The organism is Halomicrococcus pelagicus (assembly GCF_051917725.1).
Classification (GTDB): Archaea; Halobacteriota; Halobacteria; order Halobacteriales; family Haladaptataceae; genus Halomicrococcus.
This window is the reverse complement of record NZ_JBQBLX010000004.1, coordinates 202,492-226,930: the sequence shown is the minus strand read 5'-3', so window position 1 is coordinate 226,930 and position 24,439 is coordinate 202,492. Positions and strand designations below refer to the sequence as shown.

29 protein-coding genes are annotated in these 24,439 nt (G+C 68.2%); 12 read left to right on the top strand and 17 right to left on the bottom strand.

The genetic code is table 11. The features are described 5' to 3' along the window. Positions 1-17 precede the first annotated feature (17 nt). From ACTF4R_RS12740 to ACTF4R_RS12730, 3 genes are all read right to left on the bottom strand, one after another. Positions 18-2,273: a PAS domain S-box protein gene (locus tag ACTF4R_RS12740; protein WP_440008266.1), complete on the bottom strand. Its 2,256-nt coding sequence runs from the start codon at positions 2,271-2,273 to the stop codon at positions 18-20. A 448-nt stretch (positions 2,274-2,721) separates the two neighbouring features. After that, entirely contained in the window at positions 2,722-3,957 is a 1,236-nt protein-coding gene (locus ACTF4R_RS12735) for an ABC transporter permease (protein ID WP_440008265.1), read from the bottom strand. Beyond that, on the bottom strand, positions 3,957-4,706 hold the full coding sequence (locus ACTF4R_RS12730; RefSeq protein WP_440008264.1) for an ABC transporter ATP-binding protein: 750 nt from the start codon (positions 4,704-4,706) through the stop codon (positions 3,957-3,959). The genes ACTF4R_RS12735 and ACTF4R_RS12730 overlap by 1 nt, the downstream gene beginning before the upstream one ends. Positions 4,707-4,990: 284 nt before the next feature. Here ACTF4R_RS12730 and ACTF4R_RS12725 point away from each other — a divergent pair, with 284 nt between their 5' ends. Continuing rightward, positions 4,991-6,016 carry a helix-turn-helix transcriptional regulator gene (locus tag ACTF4R_RS12725; protein ID WP_440008263.1) on the top strand — a complete coding sequence of 342 codons (1,026 nt, stop codon included), beginning with the start codon at positions 4,991-4,993 and terminating at the stop codon, positions 6,014-6,016. A gap of 84 nt (positions 6,017-6,100) precedes the next feature. Further along, on the top strand, positions 6,101-6,658 hold the full coding sequence (locus ACTF4R_RS12720) for a hypothetical protein (protein WP_440008262.1): 558 nt from the start codon (positions 6,101-6,103) through the stop codon (positions 6,656-6,658). A 38-nt stretch (positions 6,659-6,696) separates the two neighbouring features. On the opposite strand, the gene ACTF4R_RS12715 is transcribed toward ACTF4R_RS12720, so the two are convergent. The 3 genes from ACTF4R_RS12715 to ACTF4R_RS12705 form a co-directional block, all read right to left on the bottom strand. Next, positions 6,697-7,335, bottom strand: a complete 639-nt coding sequence (locus tag ACTF4R_RS12715; RefSeq protein ID WP_440008261.1) for a twin-arginine translocation signal domain-containing protein — start codon at positions 7,333-7,335, stop codon at positions 6,697-6,699. 197 nt (positions 7,336-7,532) lie between these two features. Continuing rightward, entirely contained in the window at positions 7,533-8,114 is a 582-nt protein-coding gene (locus tag ACTF4R_RS12710) for a hypothetical protein (protein WP_440008260.1), read from the bottom strand. A 12-nt stretch (positions 8,115-8,126) separates the two neighbouring features. Further along, entirely contained in the window at positions 8,127-8,522 is a 396-nt protein-coding gene (locus ACTF4R_RS12705) for a hypothetical protein (RefSeq protein ID WP_440008259.1), read from the bottom strand. A gap of 141 nt (positions 8,523-8,663) precedes the next feature. On the opposite strand from ACTF4R_RS12705, the gene ACTF4R_RS12700 reads away from it, so the two are divergent. Then, positions 8,664-9,527, top strand: a complete 864-nt coding sequence (locus ACTF4R_RS12700) for an SDR family oxidoreductase (protein WP_440008258.1) — start codon at positions 8,664-8,666, stop codon at positions 9,525-9,527. A 1-nt stretch (position 9,528) separates the two neighbouring features. Here the strand turns inward: ACTF4R_RS12700 and ACTF4R_RS12695 are convergent, their stop codons facing one another. Next, on the bottom strand, positions 9,529-10,233 hold the full coding sequence (locus ACTF4R_RS12695; RefSeq protein WP_433632397.1) for a helix-turn-helix domain-containing protein: 705 nt from the start codon (positions 10,231-10,233) through the stop codon (positions 9,529-9,531). A gap of 88 nt (positions 10,234-10,321) precedes the next feature. Continuing rightward, positions 10,322-10,771 (bottom strand): hypothetical protein, encoded by a 450-nt coding sequence (locus tag ACTF4R_RS12690; protein WP_440008257.1) that lies wholly within the window; start codon positions 10,769-10,771, stop codon positions 10,322-10,324. Positions 10,772-10,902: 131 nt separating this feature from the next. Here ACTF4R_RS12690 and ACTF4R_RS12685 point away from each other — a divergent pair, with 131 nt between their 5' ends. Further along, a complete protein-coding gene (locus tag ACTF4R_RS12685) occupies positions 10,903-11,667 on the top strand; it encodes a geranylgeranylglyceryl/heptaprenylglyceryl phosphate synthase (RefSeq protein WP_440008256.1) in 765 nt (254 codons plus the stop codon). Between the two features lie 113 nt (positions 11,668-11,780). On the opposite strand, the gene msrA is transcribed toward ACTF4R_RS12685, so the two are convergent. Together msrA and ACTF4R_RS12675 are read right to left on the bottom strand one after the other, a co-directional pair. Next, complete coding sequence (msrA, locus tag ACTF4R_RS12680; protein ID WP_440008255.1) at positions 11,781-12,320, bottom strand: peptide-methionine (S)-S-oxide reductase MsrA; 540 nt, start codon at positions 12,318-12,320, stop codon at positions 11,781-11,783. 68 nt (positions 12,321-12,388) lie between these two features. Continuing rightward, on the bottom strand, positions 12,389-13,156 hold the full coding sequence (locus ACTF4R_RS12675) for an SIR2 family NAD-dependent protein deacylase (RefSeq protein WP_440008254.1): 768 nt from the start codon (positions 13,154-13,156) through the stop codon (positions 12,389-12,391). A gap of 131 nt (positions 13,157-13,287) precedes the next feature. Between ACTF4R_RS12675 and ACTF4R_RS12670 the strand changes: the two genes are divergently transcribed. The 4 genes from ACTF4R_RS12670 (at position 13,288) to ACTF4R_RS12655 (ending at position 16,892) form a co-directional block, all read left to right on the top strand. Beyond that, a complete protein-coding gene (locus ACTF4R_RS12670; RefSeq protein WP_113276377.1) occupies positions 13,288-13,482 on the top strand; it encodes a cold-shock protein in 195 nt (64 codons plus the stop codon). A gap of 215 nt (positions 13,483-13,697) precedes the next feature. Beyond that, positions 13,698-14,321, top strand: a complete 624-nt coding sequence (locus tag ACTF4R_RS12665; RefSeq protein WP_440008253.1) for a class I SAM-dependent methyltransferase — start codon at positions 13,698-13,700, stop codon at positions 14,319-14,321. An 87-nt stretch (positions 14,322-14,408) separates the two neighbouring features. Continuing rightward, positions 14,409-14,804 carry a universal stress protein gene (locus ACTF4R_RS12660; RefSeq protein ID WP_113276379.1) on the top strand — a complete coding sequence of 132 codons (396 nt, stop codon included), beginning with the start codon at positions 14,409-14,411 and terminating at the stop codon, positions 14,802-14,804. A gap of 195 nt (positions 14,805-14,999) precedes the next feature. Beyond that, positions 15,000-16,892 carry a cbb3-type cytochrome c oxidase subunit I gene (locus ACTF4R_RS12655; RefSeq protein WP_440008252.1) on the top strand — a complete coding sequence of 631 codons (1,893 nt, stop codon included), beginning with the start codon at positions 15,000-15,002 and terminating at the stop codon, positions 16,890-16,892. 226 nt (positions 16,893-17,118) lie between these two features. Here ACTF4R_RS12655 and ACTF4R_RS12650 read toward each other — a convergent pair whose 3' ends face one another. Beyond that, on the bottom strand, positions 17,119-17,580 hold the full coding sequence (locus tag ACTF4R_RS12650; RefSeq protein WP_440008251.1) for a DUF6789 family protein: 462 nt from the start codon (positions 17,578-17,580) through the stop codon (positions 17,119-17,121). A 90-nt stretch (positions 17,581-17,670) separates the two neighbouring features. Here ACTF4R_RS12650 and ACTF4R_RS12645 point away from each other — a divergent pair, with 90 nt between their 5' ends. Continuing rightward, complete coding sequence (locus ACTF4R_RS12645; RefSeq protein WP_440008250.1) at positions 17,671-17,991, top strand: tRNA-binding protein; 321 nt, start codon at positions 17,671-17,673, stop codon at positions 17,989-17,991. Here the strand turns inward: ACTF4R_RS12645 and ACTF4R_RS12640 are convergent. The 3 genes from ACTF4R_RS12640 to ACTF4R_RS12630 all read right to left on the bottom strand — a co-directional run bounded on the left by ACTF4R_RS12640 (position 17,985) and on the right by ACTF4R_RS12630 (position 19,928). After that, a complete protein-coding gene (locus ACTF4R_RS12640; protein ID WP_440008249.1) occupies positions 17,985-18,185 on the bottom strand; it encodes a 30S ribosomal protein S17e in 201 nt (66 codons plus the stop codon). The genes ACTF4R_RS12645 and ACTF4R_RS12640 overlap by 7 nt on opposite strands. A 299-nt stretch (positions 18,186-18,484) precedes the next feature. Further along, positions 18,485-19,258, bottom strand: a complete 774-nt coding sequence (locus tag ACTF4R_RS12635; protein WP_440008248.1) for a helix-turn-helix transcriptional regulator — start codon at positions 19,256-19,258, stop codon at positions 18,485-18,487. 40 nt (positions 19,259-19,298) lie between these two features. After that, complete coding sequence (locus ACTF4R_RS12630) at positions 19,299-19,928, bottom strand: hypothetical protein (protein WP_440008247.1); 630 nt, start codon at positions 19,926-19,928, stop codon at positions 19,299-19,301. A 270-nt stretch (positions 19,929-20,198) separates the two neighbouring features. On the opposite strand from ACTF4R_RS12630, the gene ACTF4R_RS12625 reads away from it, so the two are divergent. Then, a complete protein-coding gene (locus ACTF4R_RS12625) occupies positions 20,199-20,465 on the top strand; it encodes a DUF7120 family protein (RefSeq protein WP_440008246.1) in 267 nt (88 codons plus the stop codon). Between the two features lie 127 nt (positions 20,466-20,592). Here ACTF4R_RS12625 and ACTF4R_RS12620 read toward each other — a convergent pair whose 3' ends face one another. Together ACTF4R_RS12620 and ACTF4R_RS12615 are read right to left on the bottom strand one after the other, a co-directional pair. Beyond that, a complete protein-coding gene (locus tag ACTF4R_RS12620) occupies positions 20,593-21,147 on the bottom strand; it encodes a helix-turn-helix domain-containing protein (RefSeq protein ID WP_440008245.1) in 555 nt (184 codons plus the stop codon). A gap of 116 nt (positions 21,148-21,263) precedes the next feature. Beyond that, positions 21,264-21,656, bottom strand: a complete 393-nt coding sequence (locus tag ACTF4R_RS12615) for a MaoC family dehydratase (protein WP_440008244.1) — start codon at positions 21,654-21,656, stop codon at positions 21,264-21,266. 87 nt (positions 21,657-21,743) lie between these two features. On the opposite strand from ACTF4R_RS12615, the gene ACTF4R_RS12610 reads away from it, so the two are divergent. Beyond that, positions 21,744-22,592, top strand: a complete 849-nt coding sequence (locus tag ACTF4R_RS12610; RefSeq protein ID WP_440008243.1) for an alpha/beta fold hydrolase — start codon at positions 21,744-21,746, stop codon at positions 22,590-22,592. Next, a complete protein-coding gene (locus ACTF4R_RS12605; RefSeq protein ID WP_440008242.1) occupies positions 22,585-24,165 on the top strand; it encodes an AMP-binding protein in 1,581 nt (526 codons plus the stop codon). Before ACTF4R_RS12610 ends, ACTF4R_RS12605 begins: the two co-directional genes overlap by 8 nt. Before the next feature lie 12 nt (positions 24,166-24,177). Here ACTF4R_RS12605 and ACTF4R_RS12600 read toward each other — a convergent pair whose 3' ends face one another. Next, on the bottom strand, positions 24,178-24,438 hold the full coding sequence (locus ACTF4R_RS12600) for a cytochrome C oxidase subunit IV family protein (RefSeq protein ID WP_113276390.1): 261 nt from the start codon (positions 24,436-24,438) through the stop codon (positions 24,178-24,180). Between the last annotated feature and the right edge of the window lies 1 nt (position 24,439).

The window sequence follows — 24,439 nt, the reverse complement described above, 5'->3', positions numbered from 1 at the left end:
GCAGTTCGGGGCGCTCGCTACGCGGAACGAATCTCGAAACGCGCACCGCCGCTGTCGCTCTCACGGACCTCTATCGTCCATCCGTGAGCCTCCGCGATGCCTTTCACGATGGAGAGGCCAAGACCCGAGCCGTCCGCCGCGGTGGTGTGACCGTGCTCGAAGACGGCCTCGCGCTGCTCCGGCGGAATGCCCGGACCGTCGTCGGCGACGTAGAACCCGGCCTCGGTCCGGTTCGTTCCCCGAGGAGCCCCGTCCTCGCCCGACGCTGACGAGCCGGCGTCGGACCCGTCCGGGGAGTCGGCGTCCGCGTCGTCAGTTCGCGGCGGTCGCTCCGCACTCGCGTCGTCGAGCCGGCCGACGCGGACCGTCGGGGCGGGACCGGCGTGTTCGACCGCGTTGCGGAACAGGTTCTCTAACAGTTCCGTGAGCCGTCCCTCGTCCGCCTCGACCTCGACCGAGTCCTCGACGACGAGCGAGCCCTCCTCGGTCTCGACGGTCGCCCAGGCCTGACGGACCACCGGTTCCAGCTCCACCGGTTCCGTCTCGCTGACCACCTGCCCCTGTCGAGCCAGCGTCAGCAGGTCGCGGATGAGGTCTTCCATCCGGGCGAGCGCGCCGGCGGTCTTCTCGAAGTGACGGTCCTCGTCGCGCTCGCGGGCGAGTTCGAGGTGACCCTGCGCGACGTTCAGCGGATTCCGAAGGTCGTGGGAGACGACGCTCGCGAACTCCTCGAGTCGCTCGTTCTGGCGTTCGAGTTCCTCCTTTCGGGCCTTCCGTTCGGTCACGTCGCGCGCGGAGCCGAGGTGGGCCATCTCGCCCTCGTAGCTGATGACGCGCACCGAGAACTCCATGTAGCGCACGCTCCCCGCCTTGGTCACGATGCGCGCCTCGTAGTGGGGCGGGTGAGTGCCCTCGATGCGCTGGCGGGCGATGCGCTTGACGCGCTCGCGCTCGTCCGGATGCAACACGTCCCAGACCTGCATCTCGTACAGCTCCGACCGCGAGTAGCCGGTGAGCTCGCACACGCGCTGGTTGACGAACAGGAACTCCCCGTCGCGGTAGATGTAGATGGCGTCGTGGCTCTGTTCGACGAGGGTGCGATACTTCTCCTCGCTCTCCCGGAGTGCCTCCTGCGAGCGGATGCGTCGTAGCGCCTCGACGGCGTGCGAGAGCAGGAGTTCTATCAGCTCCACGTCGTCGTCGTCGAACGCGCCCACCTCCCGGGACCCCGCCTGGAAGACGCCCATCTCGCCCAGCGGGACGCTGACGAGCGAGCGGTACTCCGACTGCGCCGGGCTAGCGTCCTCCACCTCTCGCACGTCGTCGATGACGTACGACTCGCCGTTCTGTATCGTCTGGCCGGCGATGCCCTCGTCGGCTTCGAGTTCGGTGTAGCCGTCGTCGGTCATCCCCGTCGAGATTGCTTTCGGCACGATGTAGCCGTCCTCGACGACGTCGACGCCGCAGATGTCGAACTCCAGGATGCCCTCGGCAGCCTCGACGGTCAGGTCGTATATCTCGTCGGCGGTCTGGCAGGCCACCATCTCGGAGGCGATCTCGTGGAGTTCCTCCGTCTTCTGCTTCTCGTCGCGCAACTGTCGTTTGATGTCCTCGTGTTCGGCGATGCTCCGGAGCACTCCGACCGTGCCGCGGAACCGGTCGCCGTCGTTGAGGAGTCCGATGCGCGTCTCGCAGGGAATCGACGCTCCGTCGGCCGTGTGGAGGGTCATCGGTAGTTTCCCCACGTCCCGCTCGTCGTCGCACAGGAGGTCGCGGATGAGCCGTTCGCCCTCGGCGACGTCCCTCTCGCCCAGCAGTACCGAGACGTGCTCGCCGACGAGTTCCTCCCGGTCGTAGCCGGAGAGGTTCTTGAGCGTATCGTTGACCGCGGTGATGGTCCCCGACCGGTCCAGCGTGTACACTCCGTCGCCCATCGCCTGGACGATGGAACGGTAGCGGTCGAACTTCCGTCGCGGCCGACTGCGGTCGGTCACCGAACGGCGAACCTCCGCGAGAACCGCGTCGACGCGGTCCCCGTCGGTGTCGGCCGGGACGTACCCCGTCACGCCGGCCGCAACGGCGTCGGCCGCGACGCGTTCGTCCCCCGAAGTGGTACAGAGGACGAACGGCAGGTCGGGCTGGCGGTCCCGAACCCGCTCCAGTAGCGCGAGACCGTCACCCTCCGGGAGCGCGTACCCGCTGATGACGCAGTCGACCGTCCCCTCCGCAAGCGCGTCCAGGGCCGTCTGCCCCGTAGCGCTGGTCACCGACATATCACCCGATTGACCGTCGAGTTCCGCGGGCGGCGCGCCCGTGTCGGACAGAGGGTCCACGTGCAGCACCCGGATTTGATCCGTCATTGTCAGGACTTCTTGGTCGTCTATCGTACTCCACCCCTAAAAATTGATACTATTCTTGAGTGGTAGTTGTCACTTGCCACGATAGGGCGTGGGACTGAAATTCTAGAAATCTATCTGGATAGCTTTCTGTATATTCAACAGAGTCGAACGAGACCGACGCGCTCGCCGACCGACTGGACTCGTGGCTCGACCTCCCGGACGAGAGACTGCGGGCCGCGGGCGGTGCCAGCCGAACGCACGCCTGCCGGAACTTCAGCTGGGAGTCGACCGTCGACTCGCTGGAACGCTTCTACGAGAGTAGGCTCCGGGGGGTGATTCCTGCGCGTCTCTCCCACGGCGGAGGGGCGTCGACGCGACAGGGTCACTCGTAGCGCAGCGCGTCGATGGGGTCGACGCGGGCGGCGCTCCAGGCGGGATACAGTCCGGTCACGACGCCAACGCCGATACCGACGACGACGGCGATGGGCACCCACTCGACGGCGAACACCAGCGGCAACCCGACGTACTCGGTGGCGAGGTAGCCACCGAGCGCGCCGAGCGCGACGCCGAACAGCGAGCCGAAGACGCCGAGCAGCACCGCCTCCAGCAGGAACAGCTGGAGCACGTCGCTGTTCTGCGCGCCCACCGCTTTCATGATGCCGATCTCCCGCGTCCGCTCCGTCACCGACACCAGCATGACGTTGGCGATGCCGAGCGACGCGACGACCAGCGAGACGACGGCGATGCTCGTGACGAACGTCGTCAGCGTGTTCAGTATCTCGCGCACCTGCTCCACGAGGTCCTCGTCGGTCCGAACGTGGAACGAGTACGCGTCCGGGCGGAGCGTCGCGGCGTCCGAGTTCCGCCGGAGGTAGCGCCGCACCTGCCGCTTGGCCACCGGAACGTCCTCGTGATCCTCGGCGACCACGGTCAACAGCGGATAGGCGCGCTGGTCTCCCCCCTGCGAGGGGCTCTCGACCGTCTGCCCGTAGAAGGGGTCCGTCGGCACGTACACCCGGGGCACGCTCGACTGGCCCTCGAACTGGTCGGTTCCCTGCGAACTGTTGAGGACGCCGGCCACCGTCGCCTCGACACGGCGGCCGTCGGAGAGGCGAACGGTCACCCGGTCGCCGACCGACGCAGTCCGGTCGAACATCCGCGCCGCGAGCGGGTTGAGCACGACCTGCCGGCTCCCCTGCTCGAACGGGCCGCCGGCCGCGAACTCCTGACCGTCGAACTTGGCCGGCGTGGTGGCGACGACGTTGCTCTGGCTCACCGTGTTCCCCCGGTACGTGACCGAGGCGGTGGCGACGAAGCCCCGCGGTACGACGTCCGCCACCCCGTCCAGCGAGCGAATCGCGGTGACGTCGTGGCTGGTGAACACGGGCTGGGCGGACGCCCCGGGCTGGCCGTTCGACTGGCCGGCCCAGACGTACATGTTCGGTGCGCTGTCGCCCGCGACCTGGGAGACGATGTCGGCCTGGAGGCTCGTCCCCAGCGTGGCCAGCGTGACGACGGCGGCGATGCCGATGACGATGCCGAACGCCGACAGCGACGACCGAATCCGGTGGCTCCCGATGGCGCGGAGGCTCATCCGCAGCGTCTCCGCCGGGTCCATCAGCGCGCCTCCTCGACCCGGCGCGGCGTCTCGACCTCCTCTATCTCCTCGATTTGACCGTCCAGCAGGTGGACGATGCGCTCGGCGTGTTCGGAGATGTGACGTTCGTGGCTCACCATGAGGATGGTGTTGCCGTCGTCGTGGAACTCCTGGAACAGGCCCATTATCTGGCGACCGGTGTCGCTGTCCAGGTTCCCCGTCGGCTCGTCGGCGAGGATGATGGCGGGGTCGTTGACGAGCGCACGGGCGAGGGCGACCCGCTGGCGCTGCCCGCCGGAGAGTTCGTTCGGACGGTGGTCCTCCCGGCCCCGGAGACCGACGCGGTACAGCAGCTCCCGCGCCCGGTCCCGGCGCTCCGACCGTCCGACTCCCCGGAACACGAGCGGAAGCGCGACGTTCTCGACGGCGGTGAGCCGTGGCATCAGGTTGAACGTCTGGAAGACGAACCCGACCTCTTCCCCCCTGACGGTCGTGCGTTCGTTTTCGGACAGTTCCGTCACCTCCCGGTCGTTGACGTAGACGGTCCCGTCCGTCGGCGTGTCGAGACAGCCGATGAGATTCAGAAGCGTACTCTTGCCCGACCCGCTGGGGCCCATCACCGCCGTGTACGAACCCCGGGGAATCGACAGCGTCACCCCGTCGAGCGCGTGAACTTCTTCTCCGAGCTGGTACGTCTTTCGCACGTCTCGTAACGTCACCGCGTCGCCCGGCCCCCCATCGGACCCGGCAGCCGGATGGCTGTCGGCCATGTACGCAGTAGCATGCCGAGCGTCTAAATCCTGGCCCATCTCCCGGGGGCGCACCGCGAAAAATTAACTCCGGGGGGCCGGACCCCTGCGACGGAGCGGTCCCGGTCGCACGAGCGACGGCACGCTGCCGACGCGACCGCCGATTCGGCGGGGGACGACCGTTCGCCCCGAACCGTCCGAACGTCCCGGACCGCCGGGGTTCGTGGCCACGCACGCACACGTGTCAGCCGACAGTCCGGAAGCAGTACGTTCTTTGGCACCAGCGACCTATCTCGGCAGGGGAAATGGGGGGTCGGCTAGTCAGCGTCTCGCTTCTCGTGCTCGTCGTCGGGAGCGTCGTCGCCGGGAGCGTGCTGGCGAGCAGGACCGTTCGCGCGGAGCGCGTCGACGGAGTCGACGCGGCCACGACGGGGACCGTCGACATCGAACGAGACAGCGTCTTCATCCGGGTCGACGTGGCGGAAAACGGGACGGCGCAGTGGCGCATCGAGTATCGAACCCGACTCGACGACCCGAACATCACCGCGGCGTTCGAGCACCTCCAGCGGGACATCCGCTCGAACCGGACGGCGTACAGCCGAAGCTTCTTCGACGGTATCCGCGTGACCATCGCGGCCGCCGAGAACGCCACCGGTCGCGAGATGGCCGGGACCAACTTCGGCGTCGAGAGCGAGGTGCGACGGCTCCCCAGGACGTACGGCGTCGTCGTCTACCGGTTCACGTGGCACGGGTTCGCGGCCGTGACCGGCGACCGCATCCGGGTCGGCGACGCCCTCTCGGGGTTCTTCCTCGACAGGAACGAACGGATGCTGGTGTCGTGGCCGAGCGGATACGAACTGGCCGAGGTGCGCCCGCCGGCCGACGCCCGCCGGAAGGACGCCGTCGTCTGGCGCGGGCCGGTCGACTTCGGTCCGCGCGAGCCGCGGATGGAGATGGCCAGGTCGACCGGATTCGCCCGCCACAGACTCGGAATCGCCCTCGTGCTCGTCGCGCTCACGACGGTCGTCGGTGGCTTCTGGGGGCTGTATCGGCGTCGCGGAACCACGCCGCTCCAGGCGGTGCGACGACTCGCCTCCGACGACGGACCGACCGACGACCCCGACCCGGAGCTGTTGAGCAACGAGGAACGGGTCGTCGACGTTCTCGAACGCCGCGGGGGGCGGGCGAAACAGCAGGCGGTCGTCGAGGAACTCGGCTGGACCGAGGCGAAGACCAGCCAGGTCGTCACGCGACTCCGGGAGGACGGAACGATAGAGAGTTTCCGGCTCGGACGGGAGAACGTGCTGTCGCTCGCGGACGATGGCGACTAACCCGCGCGAAACGGACGGTACAGCCAGCTTACTCGCCCGGACTATCGTCGGTGTATTTCATCGATGACGGCGTATCGACGGGCGATGCGACGAACACTGGTCCTCTGGTTCGTCGTCGGGGTCCTGCTCGCCGCCACGACGCCGACCACGGTCGCACAGGAGCGGTCCTGCGCGGAGTTACTGCGCGAGGGCACCGTCACGAGCGAACCGGGAGAGCAACTCGCCGACGTGGTCGGGGCACAGGAGTCGGCGGTCGAGACGCAGATAAACGACCGCTGGTTCGACGCCAGACTCGCCAACGCCACGACGGTCGAGGAACGGGCCGACATCGTCTCCGACGAGCGCGAACGCATCGAGGAACGGCTGGAGACGCTCGGGGACTGCCGTCGGCAACTGGGCGAACGACGGCGGAACGACGCCGTCGGCGAGGAGACGGTTCGACGGTGGCTGGACGGACTCGAGACGCGGAGCGCGGTGCTGCATCGGCGCGTCAACGAGACCGCCGTCGAGGCCGGGAGACTCCCCGCGACCGCGCGCGAAGAACACGACCTCACTCCCGAGGCCCTCACCGACCTCGAACGACGAATCGTCGAACTGCGCGAGTCGCTCGAAGAAACCGCCGGAACGACCACGCCCGGGTGACCCGGCCGCGTCGGTCCTCGTCCGGTCGTCGGACCGGCTTACTGGTCGAGTTCGAGCGTGACCGTCAGCGGCCCCTCCGTGGAGTCGAAGACGAGCGACCCGGAGTAGCGGTAGTCGTCGGTGCCGCGTCCGCCGACGGCACCGCTGACCGTCGTACCGTCGACGACGGAGTCGCCGCCGTCCGCGTTTGGTCCTTTCCTGACCCGTCCCGTCACCCGGAACCGGTAGCTGACGTCGTCGCCTTCCGCCTGTATCGTGATTCCGTTCGGCAGGGCCGGCTCCTTCGCTTTCTTCGTTCTCTTCGTCTCGACCCTCTTCCCGTCGACGACGACGTCGACGTCGCCTTTCAGCGTCTCGAAGGAGGTGACCTCCCCCGAGAACGCGAACTCGTCGATTTCCCCCCGGGTGTCTATCCGTCCGAGGACCGTCCGGTGGTTCCGTATCTCGTCCGACGCTCCCGCGCTCGGTCGCCTCGCCACTTCGCCGCTGACCGTGAACCTGTATCTGGCGGGCACGGTCAGTGCTTTCACGGTTATCGTTCGAGGCTTCGGGTGGCCGCTGACCTGACCCGGGAGCAGGCCCCCGGCGACCCCCGCGGCGGTCGTGCCCTTCAGGACGGTGCGTCTGCTGACCGCTCCGTCGGTCGCGTCGCGTTCCTCGTTGCGTTCGTCGGTCATTCCCATCCCCCGCCACGACTCCGACGGGCGAACCCGTCAACCCCGGTCATCGTCACCGTCGATAGCGTCGGGTTCAGCCGAATCAATCCCGCTTTCGAGCGGAAACGACCGATTTACGCGGACGTCCGGCGACCAATCGTCCGTTTTTCGACGCGCCCCGTCGACGGAGCGACGCCGCTCGGACGTCGCGTCGGACGCTACTCGGCGGACTCGCCCGCGGACCCGTCGGCGACCCGGTACTCGTCCAGCCACGGCGGCGCGGCGCGGTCCTTGCGCCACTCGAAGAGGTCGCGCTTCTCGTTGGCGTAGTATCGCCGGTAGGCGTCGACGTAGTCGTCGGCCGTCCACTCGCCGGTCACCTGCGGCGGGTCGCCGGGGGTGCCGGGCCAGTCGAGGGCGGCGACGCGTTCGCAGTCGAGTCCCAGGACGGTCTCCCACGAGCCGTGGCGGTCGTCCGGTTCGTGGTCCCAGCGGTACTGCCACTCCTCGTGGGCGCGGGCCGTGTACTCGTAGAGGTACCGCCAGTTCTCGTGTGCGCGTGCGGCCCACTGGGTGAGAGGATGGTCGGCGTGCGTGAAGTAGAGGTCCTCGCGTTCCGCCTCGTCGCCGTACCCCCGCAACTGGACGGCGGTCGTGAGCACCATCGAACACTCGAAGACGCTGCTGGTGACGTGGCTGTCCACGAGCCACCGGGCGGCCTGCGCGAGGTCGCGGTCCAGCCAGAACGCGTTGACCACGTTCGCCGGTTCGAACCGCGCCGGGTTAGGGTCGTCGGCCACCGGGGACGACGGTCACGCCCATCGGCCGGTCCGGACGAACTCGGGGGGCTCTCCCGCTCCGCTGTCCTCGTAGCCCAGGTTCCGGAGCGCGTACAGCGCGTCGGTACGGGAGTACGTCTCACGGTCCGTGACGGGGCGGCCGTCGGCGGTGTACTCCGCGGTGCGTGCGACCAGTTCGTCCAGCGCGAACCCGGCGTCCGACGTACCGGCGAGGTCGTCCAGCGCCCGCTCGACCGGCGCGTCCGCGCGGTCGTAGCCCGCTCGCTCGCGGGGCGGCAGCAGCCAGTAGACGTGGAGACGCTCGTCGCGACGGAGCCACTGTTCGACCCACGTCACCGCGTCGCTGAGCGTCCCGCTGCTGCTGGCGTCTCCTGGCCGGTATAGCTCCGGTACGACGAGCACGCGCATCGGTTCTCACCGCGTCCCCACCGAGTACGACGGAGAGCCGTTTGTATCTCCGGGCCGTCTTCGGGGTCCCGGTCGGCGAGCGCATCCTTCGTTCACATGTCAACCCGACGCTTCTCGCCGCTGGCGCGCGTCGGGACGACCATGCCAGACGACTCCGACCGCGTGGAACCGCCGGAACTCGACCCCGACGAGGTACTGTACGTCGACGACGACCGCTTCGCCGCGGACAACGTCGCCATCGTCACCGGCGCGGCCTCCGGCATCGGGCGCGCCACGGCGTTCGCGCTCGCCGCGAACGGCCTGACCGTGCTCGGGACCGACGTGGACGAGGCGGGTCTCGACGGGACCGCCGAGCGCGTCGCCGACTGCGACGTCGACGGGCGCGTGGCGACGGTCGCCGCCGACCTGACGGACGCCGACGAGATAGCGGCCGTCGTCGACGCCGCCGCGGACGAGGGGACGGTGAAGTACCTCGCGAACGTCGCCGGACTCCAGCACGTCGACCCCATCGAGGCGTTCCCGGCGGAGCGGTTCGACCGCCTCCAGGACGTGATGGTCCGCGCGCCGTTCCTGCTCGCGAAGGAGTGTCTCCCCCACATGCGGGCCAGCGAGGACGGGACGGGATGCGTCGGCAACATGGCCTCCGTCCACGGCCACTACGTCACCAGCGACAAGGTGGCGTACAACGTCGCGAAGTTCGGCATCCGGGGGCTCACGCAGTCCATCGCCGCCGAGGGCGACGGGAACGTCCGCTCGTTCTCGGTCAGCACGGGCTACGTGAAGACGCCGCTCGTGACGGACCAGATTCCGGACACGGCCGAGCAGCGCGGCATCTCGGTGGACGAGGTGGTCGAGGACGTGATGCTCGGGCAGTCCCGGGCGTCGGAGATGATGACGCCCCTGGAGGTCGGCAACCTCTTCGTCTTCGGCTTCTCGAAACACGCCGGCCACCTGAACGGCGGCGACCTCACCGTCGACGGAGGGATGACACTGACGTACGAGTGACCTACTCCTCCAGTTCGTCCAGCGCCTCGACGACGCGTTCTATCATCTTGCGCTGGCCGCGCCGGAGGTTCTTGGAGACGGCCGGCTTGGAGACGCCGAACTCGTCGGCGAGGGCGCCGAGCGTCGCCGACCGCGGACTCTGGAAGTAGCCGTCCGAGACGGCGGTTTCGAGGGTCTCGCGCTCCACGTCGGAGAGGTCGCGACAGCCCTCGATGAGCGTCATCGCCGCGCCCGCGTTCTGGACGAGCGACTGGAGGTCCGTGACGTCGGTCGACTCGCGGGAGACCACGTCGAACTCGTTGTTCCACTCCAGTTCCGAGAGGGCACCGTCGGCGGTGTCCTCGTGGTCGAAACCGACGTGCCACAGTTCGCTGCCGTCCTCGATGTAGAACGGGCCGGTGATGTAGCCGTCGTGGTCGCGGATGGCCCGCATCGCGTCGGTTTCGCCGATGGTCGTCCTGATGTGGGCGACGTCGTCCTGCTTGGAGAGCAGCGAGCAATCGCGCATGTTGTCGTGGTCCTGGAGCGACTGTAGCCCGGAATCGAGCTCCCCCCGGTCGTCGCCCTCGACCACCAGCCGAGTTTCCAGTTCCCGCGCCCCCCGGTCGAAGTCCCAGTGGATGGCCGAGTAGGTCACGCCGTGGTCGTCGGACGTGTCGATGAACGGGCAGTCGTACTGCTCCATGTCCATCGTGATGTCTATCATGGGTGCCCTGCCTTGCTAACGTGCTCCATACGTCAGCACTGTTAAAATAGTTTCTCTCTATCACGGCGAGCGTGCGAGTTTCGGGGCGTCACGTCATCACCAGCCGGACGATCACGGCGACGACGAACAGGCTGCCGAGCAGCCACAGTCCCGCGAGCACGGCGGTCGCGCTCCCGATTCCCCGGGAGCGGGCGGACTGGTAGGTCCCCCAGAAGACGTAGCCGCCGAACACGGCGGCGGTGACGAGACCGAGGGCAAGCCACACCCCCTGGCGGACCGGGCCCGTTGCGCCCCCGACGAGCACGACGGCGGCCGCCGCTCCTCCGAGCGCGAGCGCCAGGAATCCGACGAGCCACGCGACGGGGCTCCGGGCTGCGTCCGCGACCGCGTCGAAGCCGTCGCGGCGGTCCCGCGCAGCGCGGGCGGGACGCGCCGGACCGGCGACCCGCCAGTCGAACGAGCGAGCGAGCGCGACGACCACGCCGACGAGGACGAGGCCGAACACGACCGCGCTGGCGAGGTGACCGGGAGACGCCATACGTAACGTACTATCGTGAACGTCTTCGAGCATAAGCGTTTCTCTCGACCCGTCGAGAGAGTCCCGCACTGCCGAAATCCGACGAACGGGAGAACCTCAACCTTTACTCCCTCGGGTTCGGTTCGACACGTATGAAACTGCGCTGGGACGAGATAACACACGTCACGAAAGCCGACCCGGCGAAGGACCTCCCACCGGACCTCGGGGTCCTCGACCGGACGGACGCGGTGATGGTCGGAGGGTCCGACGGGGTCACGGCGGAGAACACGCTCGACACGATTCGGGCCATCAAGCGACGGTTCCCGGAGAAACCGGTGTTGCAGGAGCCGTACAGTTCGAGCCACGTCTCCACGGACACGATGGAAGCGGCGGACCACCTCGCCGTCCCCGCGGTCTACAACGGTGACAGGGAGCACTTCGTCGGGAAGCACGTGGACCTCTTCACCGAGGTCGGGAGCAAACCGGAGGAGGTGCTCGGAACCGGGCTACCCGTTCTCGGCGACCTCATCGCGTCGAAAGGCCTCGACGCCGTCTCGCGGATGACGAACGAAATCGTCGGCGAGGGATACGTCGTTCAGAACCCGGCGTCGACGGCAGCGGACGTCACGGGCGCCGACGAACCCTACACGGGCGAAGAGGTGGCGGGTGCTGCGCTGGCGACGGAGGCCTTCTACGGCTTTCCCGTGTTCTATCTCGAGTACTCGGGAACCTACGGCGGCCCCGACGACGTGGAGGCGGCGGCGACGCACCTCGACGACACGGTGCTCCTCTACGGTGGCGGTATCGACGGCGAACGCCGGACGCGGGAAATCTTGGACGCCGGTGCCGACGCTGTCGTCGTCGGAGACTGCTTCCACGACGACCCCGCGAGATTCCTGGAGACGATTCCCTCGTGACCGACGGTCCGGGCGTCCAACGGGCTATCGCGCGTCGACCGTCGCCGAGCGAATGCACGCTCGTTTCGCCCCGGCCTCCCGACGGAACGTGCTCCGGTAGCTGACCCGGGCCTTCAGGCCTGTTTCAGCTTCTGCTGGAACTTCTCGCGCACCTTCTCGACCTTCGGCGCGGCGTGCATCTGGCAGTACGCGTCGTTGGGATTCTTCTCGAAGTAGTCCTGGTGGTTCTCCTCCGCGCGGTAGAACGTCTCCAGCGGCTCGATTTCCGTCACCACGTCGTCGTCGTACTCCTCGTCTAACGCCTCGACGTACGCCTCGACCTGCTCGCGCTGGTCGTCGTCGTGGTAGAGGACGATGGAGCGGTACTGCGTGCCGACGTCCGGACCCTGGCGGTTGAGCTGGGTCGGGTCGTGGGTGGCGAAAAACACCTCCAGTAGCTCGTCGTAGGTGATGACCTCGGGGTCGTACTCGACCTGGACGACCTCCGCGTGGCCGGTGTCGCCCGAGCAGACCTGCCTGTAGGACGGGTTCTCGACGTGACCGCCGGCGTACCCCGAGGTGACGGACGCGACCCCGTCGAGTTCCTTCATCGCCGCTTCGGTACACCAGAAACAGCCGCCGCCGAACGTCGCGCTACGGGATGTCTCGCTCATACCCGTAGTTGGAGTCCGAGTCTCATGTATCTGACGAGCAGTCCGAGCCGTCACCGGAGGGACGCCGGCTATCCGGAGACCACCCGGTCCACGAGCGCGGGGAGGACGTCGGTCACGTCGCGCCGGAGGACGAACGCCGCGCGCTCGTCGAACGGCGTCGGGTCGAGGTTGACGACCGCCGTGGTCGCGCCGGAGCGCGACGCGATGCGGGGGAGCGACGCCGCCGGTTCGACCGTCAGCGACGACCCGACGGCGAGGAAGACGTCGGCGCGTTTCGCCCACAACCGGGCCATCGAGAGGTCCGTCTCGGGGAGGCGCTCGCCGAACAGCACCACGTCGGGCTTCAGCAGACCGTCGCAGTCGTCGGCGTCGCAGCGCGGCGGTCGTTCCTCACCCGCGCGCACCCGTTCGTGAACCGGTCCGGCGTCGAACCGCTCGCCGCAGGTTTCGCAGGCGACGCGGTCGGCGTTACCGTGGAGTTCGACGAGGTCGGCGGGGGTGCCGACGTGCAGACCGTCGGTGTTCTGCGTGACGACGGCGTCGAGGCGGCCGGCGGCGGCGAGGTCGTCGAGCGCCTCGTGAGCCGCGTTCGGCGCGATATCCTCGCCGAACATCGTCTCGTGGAGGTCGACACGGTCCGCCCAGAAGCCGGCGGGGTCGCTCCGGAAGCGGTCGTAGTGGAAGTTCTCGGGGTCGAACCGGTTCCAGACGCCCGACTCGCCGCGGAAATCCGGGACGCCCGAGGCGGTGCTGACGCCCGCGCCCGTGAACGCGACGACGGTGTCGGCGTCGCCGACGGCCGCCGCGAGTTCGGTCACGGTTTCGGTCGCGTCCATCACGTCCGAACGATGGCGGACACACCCCGTATAGCTGTCGTCCGGGACCGCCAACCGCGGCTCACGAGGCGCTCGACGAACCAGCAGTTATATGCAATTAGGGCCACTGGTGGACAGTGGAGTTTAACACAATGGCAACCGGTACGGTCGACTTCTTCAACGACAACGCAGGCTACGGTTTCATCGAGACGGACGAGATCGACGACGACGTGTTCTTCCACATGGAAGACGTCGGCGGCCCCGATCTCGAAGAGGGACAGGAAGTGGAGTTCGACATCGAGGAGTCCGAGAAGGGCCCACGAGCGGCGAACCTCGAACGGCTGTAAGAGGTCCTGAGAGGGCTTCAATCGTCGAACCGAGCCCACGGAGGACGTCTGGAACAGGGCGGCGAAAGCGAGGGCGGAAAGCCGCGCTTTTGGGATACACCCGACCGACACCGGCGGGTGGAGACCCGCCTCGGTGAGCGACGCCTCGGCGGCGTGGCGGCGGCCGCTTTCTCGCAGCCGACGGGGTTTTACCGTCGGCCCTCGACTCGTTACTAGTGAATTCTAACGAAGTTCGCCGAGAGTGGGCAGAACGGTCGGGAGAGTACTCTCCGGACTACTACGCCTACTACGGCCCGGACGAGAAGAGCGAACTCGTTCGCGTCTACTGTGACTCCTCCGTCGAACCCGACGCGGCCGTCCTGGAACTCGGCTGCAGCTCGGGTCGGCATCTCTCGCATCTCCTCGAACACGGCTACGAGAACCTGCACGGCATCGACGTGAACGAGGACGCCTTCGCCGTGATGGAGCGGACCTACCCCGACCTCGCCGAACGGGGAACCTTCTACCTCGACGCCATCGAGGACGTCGTCACGGAGTTCGACGACGGTCAGTTCGACGTCGTCTACTCCGTCGAGACGCTGCAACACATCCACCCGGACGACGAGTGGGTGTTCGGCGAACTGGCTCGCATCACCGACGACCTGCTCCTCACGGCGGAGGTCGAGGGAGACGACGAGTACGGGTCCGCCGACGAGTTCGGCGTGAACTACGTCAACGACGAGTTTCCGCTGTACTACCGGAACTGGCGGCACGTGTTCGAAGAGCAGGGGTTCACGGAGGTCGACAGCAAATCGCTCAAGCGAGACGTCCTCCGTGCGTTCCGACCGACGGCGGACTGACCGTCGGAAGGGTTGCCCAGCGGCAGTTTCGCCAGTGCTGTCACGTCCGCCGTCCCGTTTATCCCCTCGACGGCCGATGACTCACCCATGTCGACCCTACTCGCGGGCACCGACGCCCCGGAGACGAGCGAACGGCTCTGTGACTACCTCGAAACCCGGCTCTCGTCCGACGACGCCGTTCACGTCCTCAACTCGCTACCGGGCGGCAACGACGAGGAACTCGTCGAAGACGGCCGGGAGGCGCTGACGGTGTTCGAAGAGCGACTCGGCGACCGCGTCGCCGTCGAGACGTACCAGAACACCAGCGCGTCGGACCCGGCCCACGACCTGCTGACGCTCGGCGACGAGCACGGCGTCGACGAACTCGTCATCGGCCTGAGCCAGAAGCGAAGCCCGGCCCAGAAGGTCGTGTTCGGTAGCATCACCCAGTCGGTGCTCATGCAGACGAATCGCCCCGTCGTCGGCGTCCCGCTCCCGGACTGAATCGCCCCCGGTGCGGCGACCCCGTTGAACCTCCCGATTGATGATGCAACCCACGTTTTCAGACGCTGGGAACGGCCCCGGCGATTAAGAGGGGGGCACACCTACTCCGGGCCAACGGCCGCCCGCTGGCGACGACGATTACTGCACGTCGACGACCGACCGAACCGCGCTCCGAACGACGCTCTCCACGCATCCATGGACATCCTGCACCAAGCTCTCATCGGAACCGCTCTCGGAGTCCTCCTGCTCGGCGGTGTAGCGCTACTGAAACGCCCGCTCGACGCCCGACCGCGTTCGGACGTCGGGACGCCGTCCGACGGTGGTGAGCGGGTGGACGACTCGCGGACCTCCCCGGACCGTCGCACCGACGGCGGTGAACGAGTCGACGACTCACCATCCTCGTCGGACTCTCGGTCCGGCGAGAGCGAAGGAGCCGACGACTCCCAGTCCTCGTCGGAGTACCAGTCCGACGGCGGTTACGTCACCGACCAGGATGTGAGCTACGGGAAGCCGACGGGTCTCGTTCGCTGGCTGACCACCGTCGACCACCGTGACATCGGAAAGCTGTACCTCCTGCTCGGGACCGTCGCCTTCCTCTGGGGCGGCACCGACGCGATGATGATGCGGACGGAGCTCGTCACGTCGGACGTGAGCGTCTGGAACGCCGAGACGTACAACGCGCTCTTCACGATGCACGGCGTGACGATGCTCTTTTTCTTCGCCACGCCCGTTCTCTTCGGGTTCACCAACTACTTCCTCCCGATGCTGGTCGACGCGGACGACATGGCGTTCCCGCGACTGAACGCCATCGGATTCTGGCTGTTGCCGCCCTCGCTCCTGCTCGTTCGCGGCGGTCTGCTGACCGACGTGGTCGGCCACGTCGTCGAGGCGGTCGCCGGGGCCTCGCTCGCGGAACCGCTGTTCACGCTCGCGCCGCCCGCGACCGGGTGGACGTTCTACACGCCGATGTCGGGGGAGATGTCGAACCCCATGATCAGCATCGTCCTGCTCGGTCTGCATCTCTCCGGCGTCAGCACGACCATCGGCGCGGTGAACATCATCGCGACCATCTTCACGGGACGGGGCGACGACGTCGGCTGGCCCGACCTCGACATCTTCTCGTGGACGCTGCTCACGCAGGCCGGGCTCATCCTGTTCGCGTTCCCGCTGCTGGGCAGCGCGCTCGTCATGCTGCTGCTCGACCGCGTGTTCGGGACGACGTTCTTCGCGACAGAAGGCGGCGGTCCCATCCTCTGGCAGCACCTGTTCTGGTTCTTCGGCCACCCCGAGGTGTACATCCTCGTGCTACCGCCGATGGGACTGGTCAGTCTCATCCTGCCGCGGTTCTCCGGCCGGAAGCTGTTCGGGTTCAAGTTCGTCGTCTACTCCACGCTGGCCATCGGCGTCCTTTCGTTCGGCGTCTGGGCCCACCACATGTTCGCCACCGGCATCGACCCCCGGATTCGGGCGAGTTTCATGGCCGTCTCCATCGCCATCGCCGTGCCGAGCGCGGTCAAGGTGTTCAACTGGATATCGACGATGTGGAACGGACGGGTGCGCCTGGAGCCCCCGATGCTGTTCTGCGTCGGCGCCATCGCCACGTTCATCCCCGGCGGCGTGACCGGTATCTTCCTCGCCTCGATTCCCATCGACCTCATCGTTCACGACACCTACTACGTCGTCGGGCACTTCCACCTCATCATCATGGGACTCATCCCGTTCGGGGTGTTCGCGGGCGTCTACTACTGGTTCCCCATCCTGACGGGGCGGATGTTCGACAAGCGTCTCGCGAAGGTCCACTTCTGGCTCAGCTTCGTCGGCGTCGCGTTCACGTTCATGATACTGCTGGTCATCGGCATGCTCGGGCTGCCCCGGCGAGTCGCCTCGTACCCGGAGCAGTTCGAACTGCTCCAGCAGCTCGCGACCGGCGGCGCGATCGTCATCGCGCTCGGCCAGGCCGTGTTCGTCTGGAACATGCTCCAGTCCGCTCGCAAGGGCCCCCGCGTCACCGACGCCGACGTCTGGAACCTCAAGGAGGACGGCTTCTTCTCCCGCGAGTGGGAGCAGTTCGAGGACCGGCTGCGGTGAGTGCGACCTCGACCGTTTCGTCGAATCGCCGCTAGACGCCCGCGTCGGCGACCTCGTCGCTCGGCGAACGGTTCTCGCGCCCTGAGGAACGGCGAGAGGCCGGCGAACGGACGCGCCGCGGACGGAAGGAGGCCGGCGGGAGCGGGCGTGACGCCCGTCGGTTCGGACCGCGACCGTCCACCGACTCGACCGGAGGAGAGCGGACGCCGACGGGGAGACGGCGGCGTCACCCCACGAACCGTTCGTAGAAGACGCCCAGCGAGTAGCCGTAGGCGATGTGCGCTATCAGCGTGAAGACGATGTAGAGGACGACGAACGCGCCCGAGAGGTGGAGGCCGCTGGCGCCGAGCAGGAGGAAGCTCACCCAGAGGACGAGCGCGAAGAGGACGCCCCGCACCGCGACGTCCTCCACCGGAATCGACGACTGGACGGCGGCGAACAGCAGCGGCCAGAGCACTACCCCGGCCGTGACGAAGACGACCAGTCCCAGGGTGATTTGGTTCGGCATCCCGACGAACTCCGCGATGGCGGCGGGGACGCCGAGATTGAAGCGCGTCTGGGCCGACGCGATGACGAAGACGACCATCATCACGACGGTACTGACGATGCCGGCCTTGAGTACGCCGAGCGCGCGCACCACCTCGGGCGGCAGGCCGGACTCTTCCGTACCCACGCGTTGCTCTGCCATGTCGGCACCGACGCGACAGAGGAGTTTATAAGTACTCCTTGCACGGGCGGCGGGGGCGACTTTTTGTCCCCGGCGTCCATCCGGGCAGACATGACGAGTCCATTCGACGTGACCGTCCGCGTCGCGGAAGTCCTGCGCGCCGAACCGTTTCCGGAAGCGAACAAGCCCGAACTGGTCAAGCTCTGGCTCGACGTGGGCGACGAGGAACTCCAGTCGGCCGCCCAGCTCGGATACCGGCACGACCCCGACGAACTCGTCGGCCGGCAGGTGCTCTGTGTCACCGACCTCGGCACCGTCCCGATAGCGGGGTTCGAGAGCGAAGCGCTCACCGTCGGCGTACCGGACGAAAACGACCATCCCGTGCTCGTCGTCCCCGACGAGGAAGTCCCGCTCGGCGGCGAGCTCTACTGATTCGGCGAGTTCTCCCCTTGGCCTTTCTTCCGCGAGACGTAGCCCGCGATGCGGTTGCGAACGTTCTTCGAGTCGACGTTAGTCAGTTTCTCGACGCTCTCTTTGTTCTGCGTGAAGTCCTCGGTAAACGCTTCCGGGTAGCGTTCCAGCAGCAGGTTGCCGAGTTTCTTGACGTAGTCGGGGCTGACCGGCATGTGCCCCACTACGTCGCGGGAGGACAAAAGCGTGTGACCGCCCCGAGACCGTTCTCGGTAACGGGTGAACTCGACAGCGGAGAGCCGAACGCAGGGCGGTTCCGAGACGCCGAAGACGGTCCCGCGAGGCGAGCAGGACCGTCTTCCAGCGTCGGATAGACCTCGGGTGATGGCGCCAGAGGCGTTTCGGAGTGCCGCCACCTGGTTCGACGGAGGTCGGAGGCTTATACGTAACCGGCGGATGGCGTGTCACCCCGCGAGCGACGTGTCACGCCGTGCAACGTCTCCCGCGACGCGGGTCAGGCTTCGCCGTCGACCGGTTCGGCGTCCGCCCGAACGGACTCGTAGTGGTCTCTCGCCCACTCCCGGAGCGGCCGGTTCTCCCCGTCGAGCAGCGCCCGCAGACCGCCGTCGTCGTACGCGCCGACGAACACTCGCCGGTCGAAGAGGGCGAGGCCGACCGAGACGGCGTCGGCGACGAAGAGGGAGAAGTTCTCCGCGCGCCGCGCGCGGGCGAGGGCGTCCGGACACTCCGAGCGAGCGGTCTCCAGCGTCGCCGCGTCGACGACCAGTTCCATCTCCGTTCCCGACGCCACGAACCGCCGACTCGCCTCGTTGAACACCCCGCTCACGATGGGCGAGATGCCGAGGAACCGCTCGCTGTCGATTTCGGCCAGCGCGTCGGCGTAGTGGCTCAGCGGCGCGTGCGGGTTGCCGGCGGAGGCGGTGACGACGGTCGCATCGTCGACGGCGGCGACGGGAAGGTCCGTGGCCGCCTCGCCGAGATGGGTGAACAGCGGTCGATGTCCGTGGACCACGTCGACGGTGTCCAACAGCGACTCGTACTTGTCGAGCACGCGCCGGCCGACCGTGGTCAGGACGTAGCGCGGGCCGTCCTTGCGAACCCAGTCGCGTCCGACGAACCCGTCGAGGTTCCGGTGAACGGTCGAGCGAGAGAACGGGCCCTCGTCGGTCAGCGACGAGGGCCGTCGGGGGTCGTCGCGGAGAAGCCGCAACAGGGCGACCCGATTCGGTGACCCGGCGAGAAACTCCACGTGTTCGCGTGGCGGCATGTTCGGTCCGTCACGCGCCCGGAACCTAAAGTTCGGGGACTCAGAGCGCACCGCTCGTCTCCGCTTCGGCGACCGTCGGGTCGCCGAGGGGGTCGGCGGAGCAGTCCGCGAACACGCCCACCTCGCACTCGGCGGCGGCCGCGACGACGGGCGCGTCGTGACGGTCGGCCACGCTCCGGCCGCCGCCGACGTCGAGCGCCGTCCAGAAGGTCGCGTCGTCGGCGTTCGAGACGGCGCTCCGGAGCCGACGCCAGTCGCGGTCGTCGAGGTGTCGCTCCGCGAGGGACGGCGGGACGCCGACGCGGCGATACCGGACCCGGCGACGTCCCGGGGCGGCGTAGGCGAACTGGAACTCGTACCGGGCGACGCGTCGGTCGGCGAAGACCGGGTGGATGGCGTCGAGCACGCTGTCGACGGTGCTCCAGACGAGGCGGCGCGCCGGGTCGCCTTCGACGTCGAGCAGGACGGTCACGACGGGGACGAGGCCGTCGTCGGTCCCCCTGACGACCGCGACGGCGGGCGGTTCCGCCAGTTCGAGCGGGAGCGTGTGACCCCCGATTCGCTCGGTGGCGACGGTGGCGTCGTCGCCGGGGACGCGCCACGAGCGGACGGCCCAGCCACCGACGAGGAGGACGGCGGTCGAAAGCGCGAGAACCACGAGCGAGGGCATCTCACTCGGAACCAACACGTCACGTAACTTGAATCTTCGTGTGAAGGGGACGACGACAACGTCCGACCAGGCCGACCTCGTTTCGACCGTTACCGTCCGAGACGGCGGCCGACGGGAGTGCGCCTCGTCGCCAGCACCGGGACGGCACGCTCGGAGTCGCCGAACGGGCAAAATCTGACACGTCCTCCGGGTTTGATCGAGCCCTCCCACTTGAATCCCCTGCTCCTGCAACCGTACCCCTGAGGTACCGCTACGCGGAAGGGGGTGTCGATGGGACGCGTAAAACTCACGCTCGCGGCGGACGTGGACATGCAGATAGACCGACTCGTGGACGACGACCAGTTCGTCGACCGAGGGGAGGCCGTCGAGGAACTGCTGGAGATGGGTATCAAGGAGTACGGGCCGTCGAACGACACCACTCGGGACGATTTGGACTTCGCCGAGGAGATGATGGGCCCCGGCGACTCCGGTACCGGCATGGGCAGCGGTACCGGCATGGACGAGGGACACGGCCAGGACGATGGGCCTCGTCTCTAGGGGCCGGTCGGACGAAGGGCCGGCGTCGGACGCCTGAGCGGACGCCGGCCCCGGGGACGAACGATTGGGGTCGGACGGTCGGTCGAGACGGGGAGCGACGGCCGACGAGGGAGTCGTGAACCGGCGGTCAGGCGTCCCAGTAGATGCCGGAGGGTTCCTCGCGGTCCATCTCGGCGGCGGCCTCGACCTTCGCACGGTTGACGTCCTCGACGAGTTCCTTCGCCTCGCGCGTCCACGCCGCCAGGCCGCGTTCGAGGCGGCGACGGACAACCTCGACGTCTTTCGGCGAGTACACGTTGACGTAACCGCCCTGAGACAGCAGTCGCTGGCGCTTCTCCAGAACGCCTACCTCGACGAGATGGTTGACCTGTCGCGCGACCGTGCTGCGGTCGAGGTCGAGCGCCTCGGCGACGGCCGGAACCGTCGACTCGCCGTCGCGCATGAGACGGACGCAGATGTCCAGGCCGGTCCCGGAGATGCCGAACACGTTCCGCAGGAGCGACTGGAGGTCGGGTTCGCGCACCGGCGTCGCCGCCACCGTCGCCATCGGGCGGTCACAGCAGGTGTCCGGTTCCGGCGCGACGGTGCCGCAGTTCCGGCATTCGTACACCTCGGTCGTCGCGTCGCTCTCGCGCGTCCCGTCGTCGAGTTCGTCGTCCCGTCGGTCGTCGAACGATACCATACCACATCCCTAGTGATTCGCGACCATGAGCGTTTCCGTGGCGGCACGTTCGTCTGGCAATCGGCGGACGAGTCGTCGAACCGCGGTCCGCACACCGAGAGGGCGTCGGCCCGCCGCTATTCGTGGGCGAGCGAGAGAACGACCGCGGAACCGGACAGCACCGGTTCGTCCGTCTCCGCCCGGGTTTCGACCCGGAGGCGGTCGTCGCCGAGGTCCTCGACGACCTGGACGGTGGCCGTGACGGTCTCGCCGGGGAAGACCGGATTCTCGAAGGTGCTCTCCTGTGAGAGATAGACGACGTCGCCGTCGAGGCGGGCCAGCGCGGCGCTGACGACGCCGGCCGTGAGCGCGCCGTGGGCGACGCGACCGCCGAAGACGCCCTCGCTCGCGTACTCCTCGTCGGTGTGCAGCGGGTTCTCGTCGCCCGTCACGGACGCGAACTGGTCGACGGCCGCCGCCGTCACGTCGAGCGTCGCTCGTGCGGTGTCGTCGACGGATGCAACTGGCATACCCGTACTGGGCCGTCCGCGGGGATGAATCGGCGGGTTAACATGTGAATGAAGGGGTTGAATACGCGCTCGCCCGTCGCCACAGTCATGCCATACGCTGACAACGACGGCGTCTCGCTCTACTACGAGACGGACGGGCCGTCCGAGGCCGAGACCGTCGTCCTCGTGGAGGGACTGGGGTACGGCCGCTGGATGTGGCGCTGGCAGCGCGACCGCCTCGCCGAACGGTACCGCGTCGTGGTCTGGGACAACCGCGGGACGGGCGACTCCGACGCACCGCCGAGCGACGCTCGGCGAGCCTCGGAACGCAGTTCCGGGACCCTCGATGGCGCGTACACTATCGCGGAGATGGCCGGCGACCTCGACGCCGTGCTCGGCGCCGCGGGCGTCGACTCGGCCCACGTCGTCGGCGCGAGCATGGGCGGGATGATAGCCCAGCGGTACGCCATCGACTACGACCGCGCCGACTCCCTGGGGCTGTTCTGCACCTCGCCCGGGGGCGACGACGCGGTGCCGACGCCGCCGGAGACGAGAGAGCGGATGTTCGACGCGCCCGAGGAGTACGACGAGCGCGAGACCATCCGGTACAAGATGGCCCCCGCGATGACCGACGAGTTCGCCGAGCGGAACGACGACCTCCTCGCCGACATCGTCGACTGGCGGCTGGCGAGTGACGCCGACGAGGACGCCCGGGAAGCGCAGGCCGCGGGAGTCGCGGCGTTCGACGCCGGCGACCGCCTCGGAGATATCGAGGTGCCCGCCCTCGTCGCGCACGGCACCGCCGACCGCGTCCTGCCGTTCGAGAACGCCGAACTGCTGGACGAGCGCCTGCCGAGGAGCGAACTCGAACCGTTCGAAGGGGGGTCGCACCTCTTCTTCATCGAGCAGGCCGACGCGGTGAACGAGCGACTGCTCGCCTTCCTCGACGATGCCTGAACACAGCCAGCGCCCGTACGACTGGGTGGGCGCCTGGAGCGAGAAGCGGGCGCTGCTGTCGCCGGAGACCGTCGGACTGGTCGACGCGACGACGGGCCGGGAGTTCACCTACCGCGACCTCGACGAGCGCGCGAACCGCGCCGCCCGCCTCCTCCGCGACCGGGGCGTCGCGGACGGCGAGCGCGTCGCCGTCCTCTCGCGCAACCGCCCCGCGCTCGTCGACCTGTTCTTCGCCACCGCGAAGACCGGCGGCGTGCTGGCACCGCTCTCCCACCGCCTCGCTGCCGGCGAACTGGTCGAGATGCTGAACGACGTCGACCCCGAACTGCTGGTCGTCGAGGAGCCGTTCGCCGACCTCGCGCGGGACGTGCTCGACCGCGAGGAGCGCGCGTTCGACGCCGGCGTCCTGGCGCTCACCACCGAGAGCGACGCGGCGACCGACGGCGAGGCGACGTGGGGCGCCTACGCGGACGCGCTGCCCGACGACGACTCGTCGGTCGCGTCGGCGGCCACGTCGATGGACGACCCGCACCTGTTCCTGCACACCGGCGGGTCGACGGGCGTCCCGAAGGAGACGGTCCTCACGCACGGGTCGATCCTCTGGAACTCGTTCAACACCATCACGGCGTGGGGACTGCGCCCCGAGGACGTGACGCCGATGACGTTCCCGATGTTCCACACCGGCGGCTGGAACGTGCTCACGGTCCCCCTCTTCCACCTCGGCGCGACGGTCGTAGTCGCCCGCGAGACCGACCCCGGTCGCCTGCTCCGGACCGTCGAGGCGGAGGGTGCGACCGTGCTCGTCGCGGTGCCAGCCGTCCTGCGGATGCTGTGCCGGCACGACGACTGGGACGACGCCGACCTCTCGACGCTCCGGTTCGCCAAGAGCGGCGGCGGCCCCTGCCGGCAGTCCGTGATGGAGGCGTGGCGGTCGCGCGGCGTCGACCTCTCGCAGGGCTACGGCCTCACCGAGTGCGGTCCGAACAACTTCGCGATGCCCGACGGGTGGCCGGAGGAGAAGGCCGACAGCGTCGGCGTCCCCGCGATGCACGTCGACGCCCGCGTCGTCGACGACGACGGCACTGAACTCCCCGACGGCGAAATCGGCGAACTCGAACTCGCCTCCCCGCACGCCGCCGACCGCTACTGGCGGAATCCCGAGGAGACGCGGGAGACCTTCGGCGGCGAGGGCGACGCGGAGTGGGTGTCGACCGGCGACCTCGCGCGCCGCGACGTGGACGGGTACTACCACGTCGAGGGGCGCAAGAAGAACATGTTCGTCAGCGGCGGCGAGAACGTCTACCCCGCCGAGGTCGAGGACGCCGTCGCCGACCACCCGAAGGTCGAGGAGGTCGTCGTGGTCGGCGTCCCCGACGAGAAGTGGGGCACCGTCGGCAAGGCTGTCGTCCGGGGCGACGAGTCGCTGACGCTGGACGAACTGGCCGCGTTCCTCGACGGCCGACTGGCGCGGTTCAAGCGCCCGCGCCACCTGGCGTTCGTCGACGAACTGCCGACGAGCGGGCCGTCGAAGATAGACCGCGAGGCGGTGAAGGCGGCGTTCGGCGAGGAGTGAACGACCGCCGGGTCACAGTATCGAGTACGACGCCGCCACGGTCAGCGCGAGCGCGGCGAGCAGGCCGCCGAGCACCACGACCGTCACCGAGCGCGGTTCGGACCGGAGATGCTGGTAGTAGCCCGCGACGACGGCGGCCTTCGCAAACGACAGGGCGAGTATCGCCGCGAAGGCCGTCCAGTACGCGATTCCCGCCGACTCCACGAGCACCTGCGCGGTCGCCATCACGAACAGCGCCACGTAAATCGCGGTGTACAGTTTCGTGCTGGTCATG